Below are 16,052 nucleotides of genomic sequence, written 5' to 3' on the forward strand. Positions count from 1 at the left end.
CCCCTAAGCGCGATGGCAAAACGTAAATTGTATTATGACGAAGTGTAATCTCGTTTGTTTTATGCTTGTTTTTTAATAACTTATTTATAAAAAAGTGCGTAAAACGAGTTACAAAAGTAGGGCGCTTAAGCATCTTTTACAAACTAACAGGAACATGTTTTAGTGCATAAGCACTGTCATCTTTATTCAACCCAAGACGATGGTCGGTCACACTTGCAAACACCGCTTGAACGTCTTCAGGTAAAACAAAATTACGTCCTTCAATGTAGGCCCATGCTTTAGCTGCACGAGAAAGCGCAATAGATGCTCTTGGCGATAAAGGATTAACAAAGTGCTTGTCTTGGCGAGTAAATGCAACTAACTCTAAAATATAATCAACAACGGCATTGCTGAGTGTGACCTGAGTAATTTCTGTTTGAATAATAGAGAGTTGCTCAGTTGTTATACGCACGGGTAAATCGTCGTAGTTACGATTATTTAAACCCAAAATTAAGTTTTTTTCAGCCTGTTTATCAGGAAACCCTAAACTAATTCGCATAAAAAAGCGGTCTAACTGTGACTCAGGTAAAGGATATGTACCAGACTGATTTACTGGGTTTTGTGTAGCAATCACAAAAAAAGGCGATGGCAGGGCGTGTTTAACAGAGTCGACCGTGACTTGCTTTTCTTCCATTGCTTCTAACAGAGCGCTTTGTGTTTTAGGACCCGCGCGATTTATTTCATCTGCAAGCACAACTTGGCTAAAAACAGGCCCTTGATGAAATGAAAAAGTGTGTGCTTTGGCATCAAATATATTTGTTCCTAATATATCTGACGGAAGTAAGTCACTGGTAAATTGAATGCGTTGATACGATAAACCTAAAACCGCCGCAAGTGCATGCGATAAAGTGGTTTTACCCATACCTGGTAAGTCTTCAATTAACAAATGACCTTGGCTGAATAAACAGGCTAATGCCAACTTAATTTGTTGTTGTTTACCAAATATTACTGTCGATAGGTCATCTATAACGCGTTCAATAGTCGAATTCATAAACTTCTTAATTTGTTATGGTTTACATCAATTCTAGACGTTTCATAACAGTATCGACTTTTTTTGCGTTAAATGGTTTAGCAATAAAACCTTTCGCGCCAAGTTCCCACGTGTTTTGTACATTTTCGAGACTGTTGTGGCCAGAGCACATAACAACATGTGTGTGTGGGTAGTTGTCGTTTAAGTATTCTAAAATCTCTGTGCCGTCTGTGTTGGGGAGCTCTATATCGAGAAAGATGACGTTAGGCGATTTTTCTTCAATAACTGTTTTAGCTGATTCAAAATCTCGGCTTTCTAAAATATCTTCAAAGCCAAGGCCTGTTAATATCTGATTGAGATAGTCTCTGATATCTTGCATATCATCAATTATCAAAATGGGTTCTAACGGTTTCACAAATTCCATATTGTTTACATCTTATCGTTACATCTTAGTTTGATAGTTTTAATATATGCCATGCAATACCTAAGCTCAAGAAACAGTCGATAATTAAATGGATTATATAGCAAAACAACCACCTAATGTCCGATACCGTCTAGTATTGGACTTAGTATCACTGAAGACAGCGCTCAGATAGATACAAACCATTACTTCCTATAATTTATATTATGTTAAATAGCATAAATATTTATATAATTAAGTTCGTTGCCTTGTAGATTTAACGTGTTTTCACCTGCTTTTGTACAAAGATGCTCTTTTACATTGTTGTAAGGGGTTGTTCATTTCTAGAATTATGGAGGTATGGAGATTTTCGCCCTCGTGTTTTGGAAACGCCCGTAAATACTGACCTTTGCCAATCCCAAGCCGAAAATTCATGATTTTTGAATTACGCTTGTTTTTAGACTCTAACCGTTCAAACTGACTCATTACCCGATCATTCCTGCTCATTTTACGTTTAGAATTAGATCATTCCTGATCGTTTAACTTTTCTTTAAACACACTTTAAACGCCTTTTAAACGCTCTTTAAATATTCTCAGCGAGCAATCTTTAAATCTTTTCTGCTGCTACAACTGTATTAAAGTTTGGTCCCAGTTCGATTGTGATCATAAAGCCCTGGTACGTCATTCTAATTTTGTTATCTATATAAGTGTATGCATTTGGTTTTTGTATTGCGCTCATTAACTGGTGTACTTGTTCAACTGACAGTTGGCCGATTAAGAGCTTTTCAATTTGCGAGCTGCTAATCGTAACAGCGCTACTATATATAGGTGCATTTTTACGTGACAACTCGTTTAAGAAAAATGCAGGCAAGTGCCCTAACGTAAATTCTTGGCCATCGACTACCGGCTTTTTAAGTGCAATCTGAGCTGCTTTTAAATTTACCTGCTTTTTATAATATTGCTGTGACTTCAAAACAGCTTCATTAAATTGCGGTACCGCTAGTTGTTGAAGTTCTTTCGATAACTTCACTACTGACTTACCAGCTGCTATGTCAGAACCTAACCACGCTTTACCTGGATTATAGTCCCAACCTAGATCTATGCCAGGTAACTTATCTAGTTCTTCACCTGTTGATGCATCGACGACCTTGAATGACTGCATAAACTTATTAACAGACTCTGGTTTTGTGATCGATAAGCCCATACGTGCAATATCACGTTTGTTCAGTGAAACCACCTTACAACGGCAGTTATAGCCATTTGGCGGATAATGTGTGTCCCAAAACGGATGGTCTACAGGCAGTAATATATAGTTCCATTTATTGTGATCAGGCCTAACTCGGCTATCACCAGCGGTCAGGTAAAGTAAATAAGGTCTACGTTCTTTTAATCGGTTTTGTTGTTCCCAGCGCCCTGCTGCTCGCGCTGTATTTTTGTTGTTCTGGTAAATTACTTGGGTTCGCCAGCCACGCTTACCTTTATAAGACCAACCGTGATCATCAACGATTTTATCAAAGCGTTTTCTAAAGTCCGATATAGTCTCGCCATCACTAATTGCTTTATCTACTGCTGTATATAGCTCATTCAGGATCTCGATTTCTGTTGCACCTGCAACGGTGAATGCTTTGGCATGAATTAAGCCCTGTAAGTCTTTATATGACTCACTTGTCAGCTTAATTTTGTCTTGAAAGTGTGAAATGGCTTCCTTGAATTTAACAAGGTCGCCATATTGTGGAGCTGATAGAGCCATTTTAATGCTCTTTTAATGACTGTTGAATGTCTTGAATTTCATTTCGACGAGAGTTATCACGGCTATTACCAAAGAAGAAATTCAATATTGACGCTATAACAGTGCCTAAAACAAACCCTAAAATGGTATCTGCAAAGCGTGTAGAGCTCTCAGGAATAGGCATAAACGTGATAAAACCTATATATAGAGCCGTCGTAATTGACCAAAACCACGCATAATAATAGATGAAGCGTTTAGAAAACTTATCATCTTGGTTTAGTGCTTGGATCTGCATATTGCGGGCACTCTGGGTATTTTTAAACGCAAGCTCGTCAAGTTCTTTCTCTCGATTGAGCAATGTGGTTCTTAACTCATGCGAAAATTTTTCAGAGTCTTTAATACGGTTTAACGCTTCTTCTGGTGAACCTGACCCCGTTAAGGTTTGGGCTATATCAACGACTTTTGAAGCAACTGCTTCACCATTTGTGCCCCCTATCCAGTTACCTATTTTTTTATCTAGGCCAGTTAGCTTAGCAAGGCCAAGTGCAATTGTGATCGGTTCCATTTAAGCCTCCATTGACTCGTAAGGTACGCCACCAATAAGCATTAATTCGATACCTTTGATCCGTTTGAATTGGCGAACTAATGATTTAGCTGTCGTAAAATAACAATCAAGAAATTCCTTTTTCTCATTTAAGTTGGGGTAGCGTTTTTTAGCTTCGCGTTTCCCAAAGATTTTAATAATCTGTTTGATATCTGCCTGTTTATAAATTGAGATATAGCGCTTTCGCCATACTTGTTCTAAACAGGCAGGACGCGTTTCTTCTTTTGTGTGCCATTCACCTTTTATATAGCCATCAATATAAACAGCTAATACAGTGGTAGACTCTGATTTTCTAACACGCTGTATCGAGATTTCATGATCGCCCAATTTAAATAAAGCACTACCTAAAAACCCAGCCAGCTCGTTTTCAATTTTTTCCCATTGCTCTTTAGAAATAGCCATAAGCGCCCCGCTACAGCTTTGCTATATCAAGTGAAATAGCTTGTTCAATGCCTTTCTCGTCCTGCTTGTAAAAGCGGATAAAACGGCATGAATCGATAACACCTACTGACTCTGCAATGATATTCATCGCCTTTTGCCATTTACCGCTTTCATCAGTGATTTCAAGCTTGCGTAACGCAAGGATACGTTGCGGGTTTAATGATCCTTGCTTATCGGTATTAAAGGTTTTACTGACAATGGCTCGTATGTTTTGATTGCCGCCTTCGGTCCATTCATCTAGGCACTCATCAATCAGCTGTTTAGCGAGGGATAGCTCTGGGCCAAGCTCGATACGTTCTTGTGTTTGAATGTTCACGCGCAAAGTGTTATCGAATGAACGTAACTGCGTATTGCCTTTCTTACCACCTAAACTAACACCATGTTCTTGCGCTAAAAGCTCTATAAAGTCGTCAGCTTCAGCCATCAATGAACGTTTGAACTCAGCTAATTTTTCCTGCATTTCAAGTGCTTTCGCACAGGCTTTTTGTACAAACTCATCTTTGATCAAATCCGTTTGCTTAACGTTAGCAATTGCTACTAAATTGCCTTTACCGTCTTTTAAGTAACCTTCAGGAATGTTATTCATCGTCTATCTCCACAGTTTTAGAATTAGCCTCGTTCATACCCGCCATAAACTCATACTGCAGAGCTTGCTCAGCCACTTGTGCTAAAGCAGACTCAGAGATAGTTGGGAATTGAGAGGTTATTTTTTGCTTAAGTTCGTCCAGGTCTTTTGATGCCTGGGCAAAATGCCAAATCTTTTCAATGGTGTCGTTTGAAGCGTGATCGAACACATCAAACTCATCGCTAATTTCAGTACTAGCAGAATCAGACTTCGCAAATTCAGTGCTTTTAGCAGTTGAGGCTATGCCTTGGCCGTCATCTGGTACTTCAAGAATGTCTTCACCTGGTTTAGGTTTTGGAATGCCTAATTCTTTGTACACGTAGTCAGTGCTTACAGGTACCAAGCGTGCAGACTCGCGAACGCGGCTTACCGTATCGGTATTAATTTCGCGCTTATCTTTAAAGATGAATTGCGGCGGCTCGCCACCCTCAAAATTCACAGTGTGAAGGGTATTGATGATCTGATTGCGATAAGAAGCAACAAGCGCTCTATCTGCGCGTTGATTATCGCCAGCGCGTTTTGCATGCGTTTCACTTGCAGCACGTGCGCCGCCGTTCTTTTGCTCTGTGGCCAATGTTTGGCTGGTGAGCGCCTTACTCATTTCAGCATTACAGAAATTAATTAAACGCTCAGGAATTGGTTCACCGGATAACTTACTTTCAAGTACTTCAATACTGGTATCATCAGGTATTGCGGCTATTCCGTCTTGTACTAACTTAGCAAGTCCATTTAAAAGGCTGTCTATATCAGCATCCTTTGCACCAATAGGGTATTTCCCTACAGGGAACGGCACACCAAAGCGTTCACAGAATTGAACAAAGAACTTAAAGCCACCGTGCTTAAACATCCACGGCCAAAAGCAGCTGCTTAGCAGTGCAATACCATACGGGTTTGTTGCACTAGGCATATGACGAACGCACGACCAACGACGCGGATCTACTTCTTCGCCTTGCGGGTTTTCTCTTGTTTTAACAAGCAGCTCGTGATCACTATTAAAAGCAAAGCGGCTATTACGCCATGTTTCAACGTATTCAGGCTGCCACGTACCATCACGTTTAATAAACTTGCCCAAATGCGTCACACTGAAGCCATGTAAAATAGCACTGTAGTTGTGCCAATCCATATCGGCCCACTCTGTATGCTTGCAAGGTTTACGCTTAAAAAACTGTTTTGCTAACTCGTAGCTTTTCATACTGGCCGCATCGGTTCCGCCAAGTACTAACTCAGTATTAAAGCTATATAAACCGCTACGTAATGAGCGCAATTCACCAATAATGTGCGCGTCACGGGCTATTTCTTCATAAATAGCTGTGTTTTTACCTGCTTTACGTAAAATCGGGTCAGGGTTTGGGAGCTCTGTGATCAACGATGAAAAGCCAGGGTCCAATTGATTTTGTTCAAACATACGAACAAGGGCACCATAAGCCCGTGAATTAATGCGTGGCTTAGACTTAAACATGATAGCCCCCTATTTGTTTGGTTACTTTGCGGCTTCGGACTCTAGGCATCCCGCCTGCGCCAGTGCTGGATATCATCCATAAAATGGCTAAGGCACAACTCAAGTCGTAGTGATGTGTTGTTTGTTTTTCTGGCCAGTTTTCGAGTTCGTCGAGCAATAAACGGCAGCGTGAATGAAAGGCTATTTGTGCTGGTGTATTGGTCACATAGGTTTCGAGTGAGCCGATACGCTCTTCAGCTGGTAATGTGGCCGTAACACCACGTAAAGGGAGTGCAATGCCCTGCTCTAATCCTTTGGTGATAAACTCGCTGCGCATAAAGTCAAAGGCGTTGTTATTCTCAAAGCCCCAGACTAAGCAGTTGTATTCCTTTTGGGCGCGTATTATGTCGTTAAGTAAACGGCTGGTACCGCGCACTTTACGGCTTTCGTATTCAACGTGTAGCTTTTGTAAGTCTTTCGAATAAAAGCCAACAAGTATTGCACTTGGGTCAGATTTTTCAGTTTTACCCATACTTGGATCACATGCACCATATGGTACCCAATCATGTAAACGGTCAACCCAAAAATCGAACTGGTAAAAAATCGCTTCTTCATCGCTTTTTGCAATACCTTGCATCTCGCGGTTAAACTCGCGCTTGTTAGCAGCCCACATACACATTAAATCGTAAAGTGTACGTACACTTGGCCAACTGGTTTTAGCTCCCTTAAGCATTGCGCGTTTGTTCTTGATCCAAAACTTAAACGAAGGCTTATCTTCTGTTGCAACAGCAATACCTTTAGCCGCTTCGCGCTTTTCAAAGCGTTTATCATCATGAACCATGAGGTCGCGACATTGCTCCCAAAGATCCATGCGCTCAGGCATTTGTTTAATTGCTTTAAAGCGGTGAACAATGTGCCCAGGAGCTTCTTCTGCACGGCTTATTGGGTCATCGTTATTAAGAACGGTGTTCACACCTAAGAATTTTACGGTACCATCGGGTGGGCCTAAGAACTGCACTGAAGCTTCAAGGAATCGCCAGCGGTTTTCACGCTCTGTGGGTGATTTGGCTTCAGCATCGGTAATGATATCGTCAGAAAGTAACAGCTTAGGTCGGCTTGCACCGTGGAACGCACCACGTACAGCCTGCTCAGCACCACGGCTCTCAAATCGCACACCTTGGGCCGTTACAAACTCGCCTAACTTCCATACTGGCGATTTTTCGCATATTTCAGGAAAGTCTAAGGCTAAGTTGTTATTGTTCAACAACTCCGTTTTAACGACTTCAAGGGTCTTGGTTGGCATTTTGGTTTCAGCACCAAACAAGATCACAAAATCAATAAAGAGAGGTGGCTTTTCTAAGCCAAGTTCTTGGCGTATCTCTGCATCTTGAAGCAGTGCCAATACTGAAACATACACAGGGGCGATTTTTACGCTAAGTGTACTTTTACCTTCGCCACGTGGAGCAACAAACCAGTTTTTCCAACCGTTTTTAAGCTTTAGTGCTTCTGGTAGCCAACTATTAAAATAAGCTTGGAACTCAGATGGTTTCTGCCCATCATCTAGCCACATATGGTGCGGGAAATAGGTATATACAAAAAACTCAAAATCACCGCTTAAAACACGTTTACGACGTTCTAAAATAGCTTCAGGACTTGGATCAATATGACGTTCTTTAGCTTCAATATCACGGCGTAACGCACTGGTTACTTGCTCTATCTCTGCTAAAAACTCACGTGTGTTTAAATCGGCCATTAGTCGCTTAACTCCTTATCGAGCTGAGGACCAAATGCAGTAAGAATTTCGACTAATTGCGGTGCATAGTCAGGGTGATGTTTTGAAACAAATTTAGCTAAAATCTTGATGACTTCAGCTGCGACAGTGCGTTTTTCTAAGCGCTTATTGCCGCCAGATACTTTCATTACTTTGCTCATCATATCAGTGAGTGAGCTAAGTACTTTAGTGCGCTGCTCTAATGGGAGTGCTAAACCTTCTTCAGATTTTAATAGCTCAAAGGTTTCGTTTACTTGAATAGTAAACTCTTCGATAAAGTCGGTTGTAAACTCACCTGCAGCACCCTCACTACGACGGCTTGCGGCACGAGCAAGATCCCAATCATCGCCCTGGTCTTTCGCTTCCATCTTCCAGCGGCGGGCTGTGCCATCTGCAACACTATGCTTTACTGCTGCAACACTTAAAGCAAGCAGTTCGTTTACATAGCTGTGACGTAAAGCGTTTTTCTTTTCTGCTGGGTGTGCCATTAGTTAAACATCCCACTTTTAACAGCGTAAGCAATTAAAGAAACAGCTAAACCCGCAGAGCCGCCCATTGCAGCCACTTTTACACGTTGGTTTGTGAGCTTTTCTTCTACTTTTGTTAATCGCTCAGCATGGGTCTTAAGCGCATCAGCTTGGCGCTGCTCACTTTTTTCGATATCTATTTTTAAGCTATCAGTGATCTGCTTTTGACGGGCTTCACTCTTTTCTATGCTGTGGTGAATATCCGCCTTGATACTTCTTAGGTCGTCTAGAATAGCCGTTTGGCTTCCTTGAATTTCACCGATTGCTTGAAATAGCTGGTTCTCTTGTTCTGGTGTCATGAGGTGTCCTTACGGGTAAAAAACTTTAATGCCGATCCACGTAGGTGTGCGAACGTCGAAATGGAACCAATCCACATCGCCCTCGATGGCTGTGATGTAAGGAAATTCTTCAGGGTGAGCTAATACGTAATCACGTACTTGCTGAGCGCTGTAGTTTTCAAAACTACAATCAAAGCCTTTGCCTAGTTTGTGTTGGCTGCGCTTTGCGCCAATTGGGCAATCTAACGGTCTATAACCACGTAAGTGGTTAGCACCACCCCATAGCCAGTTATTTACTGTGCAAGGGCCGAAAATATCACGCAGCTTTTGCAGCATGCGTAAGGCTCTTTCATCAAAGAGATTGATAAGAAAAATGGGATCGTCTTTAAATAAATTAAATATTTCTTCAGGCACTATTTCCTGAAATAAGAAACTAGGTGCAGTTGGGACTTTAACTCTTATTTTGGCCGCCATGTTGAGTCCTCAGATTAGTTAATCGTTGTTTAATTAGGACGTAACAGGCAGGCAAACGAGTTTTCCGCGTTGGCTTTTGGTTAGCTGGGTTTAATAGCTCTTTTACGCGTGTGCGTAGTGCTGGCAAATCTTTTAACGGGCAACGGCGTGATATAGCGATTTGCTCGTTTTTAGACTTGGCCGACACAATAAGCTGAGCTAATAACTCAATAAATGGCGCATGCACTGTTTTTGTCATGCGTTAAGTAAATCAATTTAGAGGGGGGCATTCCGCTGTAAAGTTGTTTTCAGCGTTGTATTTTGCGGCTGTCTTATTAGGTTAAAATGAAAAGGCTTGCCATTACAATAGGGGCAAGCCAATTAATTTAAATTAGGTTTAAACATGGTTTAAATACAATCAGAGTTGTTTGATACTGGCGTCCCAGTCACTGTAATCCGTATCGATAAAATCACTAGGTGAGCGGGTTACTTTAAGTTGAACTTGAATCTCTTCTTTACCACTTACTAATACCCCTAATGAAACCTCATTGTCTGCATAGTCACCTGCGAACATATCGCTTAAAAGCTCTTCTATGTTATCAACCGCTTTTTCTGCTATTTCTCTTGCTCCACTCATTTCTTACCCTTAATTTCTCTAAACGCTTCATGATATTCGGCCATTAACCCTGTTGTTGTTAGGCCAAATAACTTGCGTTGGTTTATGTAGCGGTTTAATAGGTTTAAACCAAATTCAAGTTGCCACTGCTTTGGCTTTTTTCCTCCACTGAGTTGCAAAGCAGTGAGCAATACAAAGTTATTGTTTTGCATGACCAAGCGAAGGCGGTACTTGAGCGCGAACTTCGTCCTGTGTCGCTATCTTGAAAAAACCAGCACCACAATGCCAACAGGTAGACAATATGTCCCATATAACACCTTTTGGTGGTTGTAAGGTTCTAAGCTCCTTACTGCAGCACGGGCATTTAAAAGTAATAACAGGGGTACCACGAGCCGATGCATCGCTAAAATACTGCTCAGCTTCATTTTTCAAATCAGAAATAGATTCCATGATGATCCCCTATAAGCTTAAATTTAACTGTGTTTCGCCTACACGTTCTTGTTGATACGTGCTGTAAATACTGCTTACTTGCTGGCGCGTGATCTTAAAACGCTTTACCAGCTGCTGAATGCTGCAGGTTTTATTATCAAGCGCGTAGCAAATCTCTTGGTTGCGTATTTGCTGAAGTACTTTATGCAGCATTGGCATTTGGTAATGCTTGTTTTCGTATTCATCAACTAGGGCTTGTACTAACTCAATACCAAAAATCTTAACGGCCTCATGGTTAGCTGTTGGCTTACGCGGTATATAAAACATTTGGCCCTGGTGTTCAGTAAGTAGTGCTATCGTTTTATCTACGCCTAATATCTCTACAAGCTTGCGCAAGCCATAAGGCAATGCGCGTAAATCTAACTCAGGTTTGTTCATGATTGTTCATCCCATAAGTATTCAAGGCCGTATTCTCGATCGATTGCGCGCTGTTGATGGTAGGCTTCAACATCACGGCGAATACGGCACTTACGTTTGTCTTCAGCTTTAACTGGGCGCTTACTTTCCATCTCGCTATAAGGCTGTTTACGCGGGTTGATAGTAAAGTTTTGATAGTCTTGGTAATGAGCCATTTAAGCCCCCTGCTTTGCTTTGTGGCGTGCTAACCATTGTTTAAGTACTTCAATGATGTGCGGCCATTGCTGTGCGCTTTGATACAGCTTTTTACCTTGTAAGTGGTTTTCACAAAACGACTCACAAGCGCTTTTAGAGTCAACGTTAACTGCACCGGCTCTGTGTAATTGCCCCCACAGGCTATAAATCATTTTAAGCTGTGGTGGTAATTGCTTTTTCCCTGCGTTCGGGTTCATTGCACGGTAACGAGCAAGCAACTGCTGTTGTTCGAGCTTTGTTAAACCAGTACACGTGTTAGTGCGTTGGTTAGAAATATACGCAACATTAAGTTGGTGGGTATCTTGATCGATACCCGCCGCCTTTTGCGCAATTTTGATTTGTTGGATCAAATTACTCACGCGCTTTCCTCCAACATTTGAATTTCAAAGTGAGGCGATGCCTCTAACGAGATAATCTTAATTCCCCAGTCTTTCATGCCTTCAGTAAAAATAAGCGGGAACTCGCGGCAAATTGTGTTAAAGCGGCGCGCGGTATGCGCAGGGCCATTCACCTCATGAACATGGTGAATGCTAAAAAGCTTATCTGCAGCCAGTGTGGCAAAGGCCGCTTTAATGTTGCCGTTGCATTTGTCGATTAGCTCACCTTGTGGGTCTTTCTTAGCTAAAAGAGCAAGCATTACTGCATTAGTCACTAAAGAGCTAAACGCAAGCTCAGCTGAATAACGCGGTGTGTTTAATTTGATTGAAAATGCCATGATTTAATCCTTCTTTAAATGGTGTTTAACTAACGTTTAAACTGCTGGTTTGTTTAGTACTGAACTGAAAATGCCATTGATAAGTAACTTATCGATCGCAACATCTGGTTTTTTGGCGGCATGGTTTAAAACATGCGGTAATAGGTTTTCAACTAACTCCCGGGCATTACCTTCAACACGTTTGTGAAGCCATTGCCACCAAGCTGCATCGTCACTTGCAAGCTTTATTGTTCCTTCGGTTAGCTCAATGAACAGGGTTTGAATATCTTCAACCGTTACTTGCCCGATTGGTTTTGGCCAAAAGCACACACGGCTTGCAATGAGTTCGTAGCGCTCTTGTGTTTGAAGTTTGTCGACTAATTGAATATTGCCTACCAGGGTTACACCCACAATGGCTTGGTCACTGATAGTTCGTAACGGGTCAAGCGCATTAGGTTTGCACTTATCGGCTTCGTCTAAGATGATCAGACGGTCTGTATCACGCAGCGCCATAATAATCTTTTGCATGTTTTTGTAGGCGCTTGGGCAACGTGACAAGCCTAATGCCAGGATTAATTGATCAAGCACTTGTGTACTGCTGGTTTGTTCACTGCCGGCTATTAAAATGGCTTCTTTGTTATTGCGGCAATACTCGCTAATACCTTTTGTTTTACCTAAACCAGCTTGGCCAGCAAACACACTAAAGCGGCGGCGTTGCCTTGCTTGGTCGCAAGCCATCGCAATAAGCTTAGATGTACTAGTAGGAATAAACGGCACTTTGCCGTAAACAATACTGACCTGCTTACGTTCTTCAGGTTCTGCTACTTGTTTATCAGCTGATTGCTTTGGTTGCTCAAGTTCTGCAGGTTGTAAAATGCCCCAAATGTTGTGCAAATGTTTGCTTGGGTTTGCGTTATATTTGCCGTTAATCAGTTGGCTAATAGTTGCAGCACTTTTACCCATGCTGGCTGCAATACTCGCACTGGTAATGTTTTGGTCGCGGATTTCGGGCGATTGCAAGCGTAAACAAATGCGTGTGCATAAATCACGGTCAGCCTTTGAGTACGACTTGTTAAAGCCATTACGTTTCTGAATTTCATTGATGCTGGCATCGTTAAAAAGCTCTTGCCACAGTTCATCTATAATCTTTTGCGGGTTGATGGTGCATGTAAAAGCCAGTGTTTCTTTAATTGACTGCAGAGCATAGCCACAAGTTAATTTTTCAGGTGTTAAACCTAACGTCGACATTTCTTGGTTGATCAGCTCAACACGAAGTGTTTGCTCGTCTGAATAGGTAAAAGGGGTTTTATAGCTCATAGCTTTGTTCCTTGCGTGTAGTTGGTTGATCAAGTAATTCGTCTAAGTCAATTTCGTGTTGTGGTTTAGTTGGTGTTACATCGAACTCAAACACGTTAACTTCTTGTTTATGTGCAATTGCTGGTGTCGCAGGGGCTGCAAGTTCTTCAACCGCTTTAATATCAATAATGCGATCATTTGCTTCTTGTGCTTCAACCTCACGGCGTTTGGTATCTAAGCGTTTTAAGCGACCTTCACGGCGTTTGCTTTCGGCTTGTTCGATACGCGATGTAGGTACGGCATGCGACTTGGTTTTAAGGTTTGCAAACATTAAGAACTCACCGTTTAACTTATAAAGCTTGGTGTAGCTGTCATCGTGTAAGTCGTATGCAGCAATTAGCTCTTGGCCATTAAACTGATGTAAGTAATCAGCGCTGTAGTCACGTTGGTGCAGGCGGAAACGGCCACGGCGAACATTTACTTTTTCACGCGGTAGCATGACAAAATCGTCTTCTACTGGAGGTACACGTTCTAAGCCTTCGTCCCATACTTGCTGGCGTGTTTTACCCTTGATTTCAGGGTGCTCGCTGTTGTGGTAATCATTTAAAAAGGCTTTAAACTCGGCTATCCATTCGTCAACAGTCGGAAGTTTACGTTTACCCTGCTTTGCTTCTTTTAAGATAAGTTGCTTATGGCGGTCATCGTGATCACGCCCACAGTAAGTACTAAAACGTTTACCAACGCGGTCTTCCATGTGTAAGAAAAAGCGTTCTATCCACTTAACACGTGCATTACCTGGTATTGCAAAAATAACGTCGATTTCAAACTGGGCATAAAAGCCGGTTGTTTCATCGTTCATTAATTTGTTTTTGTAACCAGAGCCGTTATCTAGATAAAACATGGCAGGTACATTGTTGTGTACTTTGATAGCACGGCTTATTGCTGCAAGCGTATCTAACGTGCTTTCTGCATAGCCCAGTTCCCAGCCAACAATGCAGCGGCTACCCACATCTTGAAACGCTGTAAGCTCTGCGCGGTAAGGCTTACCAGTTTTAGGGTGTGCTAAATAAACATCAAGCGTATGGCCATCGCCGTTATACAAAACACCAGGCTTAATGTTTTCTGTTGAGCGCAATAAGTGATCTTTATGCTTTTCACGGTACAACTTAGCACCCATACGGTACGGGCTTTGTGGGCCTAGTTCGTGAGGTAAGCCATTAATAAAACGGCGCACTTGATGGTGCTCTGCTTTATAACCTTCTTTGTTAAGTTGGTCGGACACTTGCGCAAAGCTTGGGCTGTTTGGGCTGTGGTAAAGTTCTAAACAACGTGCAAGCCAGCTGTATTGTGTTTGGGCTTTGCCTTTATGGTTTGGCAATAAACCATTAATACCGTTTTCTTTATATGCATTACACCAGTTATAAATTGTTGCGCGCCCTGGCAATTTACCTAATGCATTAATTGCTGTTGTTACAGAGCTAATTGCTGTGTTGCCACGGTACTCTGACACTAAATTTGCAAATGCTTTTGGTAAACCACCTTCTTGGGTTAATAAGTGACGAACCAGTACAGCTCTGCTTTGGGCTTTTTTACGTGCTGGTTCACTGGCGTTTTGCCAGGTTAGTTCTAAGCCCGTACTTGGTAAGTTATTAAATTTTTGAACTGCAGGATGCATTACTCTCTCCTACTCGCGGGTTTTAATACGGTCGTTAAACATGGCAAGCATGTATTCACGGTTAGCTTGTGCGTCTTGCCATTCGTCTTCGGCGAAGTGTGGAATTTGCTCAGCGCCAACTAGGTTCTCCGAACCAAACTCTTCAGTTAAGCGGTTAAGCATGTGGTTAATTCGCTGTTGAATACCTAGCCATAAGTGCCATGTAGTTTGAGCGCCGCCAATGCGGTGGTTTTGGTCTAGGTCGCGGCTTGTACATAATTGCTCAACCATGGTTATGAACTCTTCAAGTGACTCATTAACAATGGCGCTATGTGCAAATGCGTTTTGACGCACCTGTGCAACAAGTATTGGTAACTCGTAGCGTTGTTTAGGTGCTTTTGTTAATCGCTCATTTTCAAGCGCGTTTATTAGCGTAGCTGTCTGATCTTCAAGTTCAGTGTGCTTCTCTTTGAGTTTTTTAATCTCTTTTCTAAACTCACGTACAGATAACTCGTTAAGTGTTTCTAGGTCGTCTTCGTCTAGCGCTTCAACGGTTTCAACAGGTAAACGCGCCATTTCAATCAACTTGCTTTTATTCATATTCAAAAGCGCTGACGTCGGCGTTTTTGAGTCTGGTAGTGCTAAAAACATCTTGGCTACAGCTATACTGCTTTGTGCTGAACGCGGAGCAATACCATTAGCTCGTAGCTTTTGTTCGAACTCGCCATGACCTAGATGCATTTTTATCGATAGATAAAGCAAGCCACGTTTAGCTGTATCAACTAAAGCTTGTTCTTCCATTCGTACAACTTGCTGCCATGCTTCATCAACGGAATCAGGCATTACCAATTGAATGTGCCCTGCCATTTTCTCGATCTTTGCAGTAAGTTGCTGTTGCTCTTCAGCACTGAAAACCTGAATTTCAGACGGATCTTGGTCTTTGATAGTCATAGTTTTACCTAGAAATTTTGGTTATTGATTACTGCTAGAGGGCAATAAAGTTTTTTGAATTTCGCGTTGCTGTTCAGAAAATTTTTCAATTTCCATTTGAAGTTCAGCATGCTTTTCTAAAAGTTGTGATCGCTGGTCTACGGCTTTGAACAATAGAGGTTCAAGTAATACGTTTAGAGGTTCTATGCTTTTGATGGCCCATAGCAAGGCTGGTAACTGATGCGCTGGTAGATACTTTTCAGTACCTGGAGCAAGGTATTTATTCAAAAGAGTTTCATTAATTACAACATCATCAACTTTTAAAGCTTGATTCATGCGGTTAACTATCCCCTGTCTTGTGAGACCACATGTTCTGGCAGCTGCGTTCACAGCATATAGAAACTGATGGTATACATCACAATTAGGTGCATCATCTTGGTTGAATATCGGCGTTAAATCAGTAATTTTCATGGTAATTTTTCCCTG

General features: G+C 41.8%; 22 protein-coding genes. All 22 read right to left on the reverse strand.

Going from position 1 to position 16,052, the window contains the following annotated elements:
- Positions 1-136: 136 nt before the first annotated feature.
- The 22 genes from H3302_RS07790 to H3302_RS07895 all read right to left on the reverse strand — a co-directional run bounded on the left by H3302_RS07790 (position 137) and on the right by H3302_RS07895 (position 16,037).
- Positions 137-1,030, reverse strand: a complete 894-nt coding sequence (locus H3302_RS07790; RefSeq protein ID WP_180311563.1) for a MoxR family ATPase — start codon at positions 1,028-1,030, stop codon at positions 137-139.
- A 22-nt stretch (positions 1,031-1,052) separates the two neighbouring features.
- On the reverse strand, positions 1,053-1,433 hold the full coding sequence (locus H3302_RS07795; protein ID WP_036968390.1) for a response regulator: 381 nt from the start codon (positions 1,431-1,433) through the stop codon (positions 1,053-1,055).
- A gap of 583 nt (positions 1,434-2,016) precedes the next feature.
- Complete coding sequence (locus H3302_RS07800) at positions 2,017-3,159, reverse strand: phage minor head protein (protein ID WP_180311564.1); 1,143 nt, start codon at positions 3,157-3,159, stop codon at positions 2,017-2,019.
- Between the two features lies 1 nt (position 3,160).
- The gene (locus H3302_RS07805) at positions 3,161-3,703 is read right to left on the reverse strand and encodes a hypothetical protein (protein WP_182396335.1); all 543 of its coding nucleotides are present in this window, start codon (positions 3,701-3,703) and stop codon (positions 3,161-3,163) included.
- The gene (locus H3302_RS07810) at positions 3,704-4,144 is read right to left on the reverse strand and encodes a hypothetical protein (protein ID WP_182396336.1); all 441 of its coding nucleotides are present in this window, start codon (positions 4,142-4,144) and stop codon (positions 3,704-3,706) included.
- Between the two features lie 10 nt (positions 4,145-4,154).
- Entirely contained in the window at positions 4,155-4,769 is a 615-nt protein-coding gene (locus tag H3302_RS07815) for a DUF3164 family protein (protein ID WP_138617678.1), read from the reverse strand.
- Complete coding sequence (locus tag H3302_RS07820; RefSeq protein WP_182396337.1) at positions 4,762-6,267, reverse strand: DUF935 family protein; 1,506 nt, start codon at positions 6,265-6,267, stop codon at positions 4,762-4,764. The genes H3302_RS07815 and H3302_RS07820 overlap by 8 nt, the downstream gene beginning before the upstream one ends.
- A complete protein-coding gene (locus H3302_RS07825; RefSeq protein ID WP_182396338.1) occupies positions 6,260-7,999 on the reverse strand; it encodes a hypothetical protein in 1,740 nt (579 codons plus the stop codon). The genes H3302_RS07820 and H3302_RS07825 overlap by 8 nt, the downstream gene beginning before the upstream one ends.
- A complete protein-coding gene (locus H3302_RS07830) occupies positions 7,999-8,505 on the reverse strand; it encodes a DUF1804 family protein (protein WP_063530259.1) in 507 nt (168 codons plus the stop codon). Before H3302_RS07830 ends, H3302_RS07825 begins: the two co-directional genes overlap by 1 nt.
- Positions 8,505-8,843: a hypothetical protein gene (locus H3302_RS07835; protein ID WP_182396339.1), complete on the reverse strand. Its 339-nt coding sequence runs from the start codon at positions 8,841-8,843 to the stop codon at positions 8,505-8,507. Before H3302_RS07835 ends, H3302_RS07830 begins: the two co-directional genes overlap by 1 nt.
- A gap of 9 nt (positions 8,844-8,852) precedes the next feature.
- A complete protein-coding gene (locus H3302_RS07840; RefSeq protein WP_182396340.1) occupies positions 8,853-9,296 on the reverse strand; it encodes a hypothetical protein in 444 nt (147 codons plus the stop codon).
- A gap of 397 nt (positions 9,297-9,693) precedes the next feature.
- A complete protein-coding gene (locus H3302_RS07845; protein ID WP_180311571.1) occupies positions 9,694-9,912 on the reverse strand; it encodes a hypothetical protein in 219 nt (72 codons plus the stop codon).
- The gene (locus H3302_RS07850) at positions 9,909-10,103 is read right to left on the reverse strand and encodes a hypothetical protein (protein ID WP_180311572.1); all 195 of its coding nucleotides are present in this window, start codon (positions 10,101-10,103) and stop codon (positions 9,909-9,911) included. Before H3302_RS07850 ends, H3302_RS07845 begins: the two co-directional genes overlap by 4 nt.
- Positions 10,090-10,341, reverse strand: coding sequence for a hypothetical protein (locus H3302_RS07855; RefSeq protein ID WP_182396341.1), 252 nt, complete (start codon positions 10,339-10,341; stop codon positions 10,090-10,092). The genes H3302_RS07850 and H3302_RS07855 overlap by 14 nt, the downstream gene beginning before the upstream one ends.
- A gap of 9 nt (positions 10,342-10,350) precedes the next feature.
- The gene (locus tag H3302_RS07860) at positions 10,351-10,758 is read right to left on the reverse strand and encodes a Mor transcription activator family protein (RefSeq protein ID WP_063705226.1); all 408 of its coding nucleotides are present in this window, start codon (positions 10,756-10,758) and stop codon (positions 10,351-10,353) included.
- A complete protein-coding gene (locus H3302_RS07865) occupies positions 10,755-10,952 on the reverse strand; it encodes a hypothetical protein (protein ID WP_182396342.1) in 198 nt (65 codons plus the stop codon). The genes H3302_RS07860 and H3302_RS07865 overlap by 4 nt, the downstream gene beginning before the upstream one ends.
- Positions 10,953-11,351 (reverse strand): phage protein GemA/Gp16 family protein, encoded by a 399-nt coding sequence (locus H3302_RS07870; RefSeq protein WP_063705222.1) that lies wholly within the window; start codon positions 11,349-11,351, stop codon positions 10,953-10,955. It lies immediately after the preceding gene.
- A complete protein-coding gene (locus tag H3302_RS07875; protein WP_063705220.1) occupies positions 11,348-11,707 on the reverse strand; it encodes a hypothetical protein in 360 nt (119 codons plus the stop codon). Before H3302_RS07875 ends, H3302_RS07870 begins: the two co-directional genes overlap by 4 nt.
- 36 nt (positions 11,708-11,743) lie before the next feature.
- Complete coding sequence (locus H3302_RS07880; protein WP_182396343.1) at positions 11,744-13,003, reverse strand: AAA family ATPase; 1,260 nt, start codon at positions 13,001-13,003, stop codon at positions 11,744-11,746.
- The gene (locus tag H3302_RS07885) at positions 12,993-14,657 is read right to left on the reverse strand and encodes a Mu transposase C-terminal domain-containing protein (RefSeq protein WP_182396344.1); all 1,665 of its coding nucleotides are present in this window, start codon (positions 14,655-14,657) and stop codon (positions 12,993-12,995) included. Before H3302_RS07885 ends, H3302_RS07880 begins: the two co-directional genes overlap by 11 nt.
- 9 nt (positions 14,658-14,666) lie before the next feature.
- On the reverse strand, positions 14,667-15,587 hold the full coding sequence (locus tag H3302_RS07890; RefSeq protein ID WP_182396345.1) for a hypothetical protein: 921 nt from the start codon (positions 15,585-15,587) through the stop codon (positions 14,667-14,669).
- Between the two features lie 21 nt (positions 15,588-15,608).
- Complete coding sequence (locus H3302_RS07895; RefSeq protein WP_180311579.1) at positions 15,609-16,037, reverse strand: hypothetical protein; 429 nt, start codon at positions 16,035-16,037, stop codon at positions 15,609-15,611.
- Positions 16,038-16,052 lie beyond the last annotated feature (15 nt).

The organism is Pseudoalteromonas sp. MT33b (genome assembly GCF_014117385.1).
Classification (GTDB): Bacteria; Pseudomonadota; Gammaproteobacteria; order Enterobacterales; family Alteromonadaceae; genus Pseudoalteromonas; species Pseudoalteromonas lipolytica.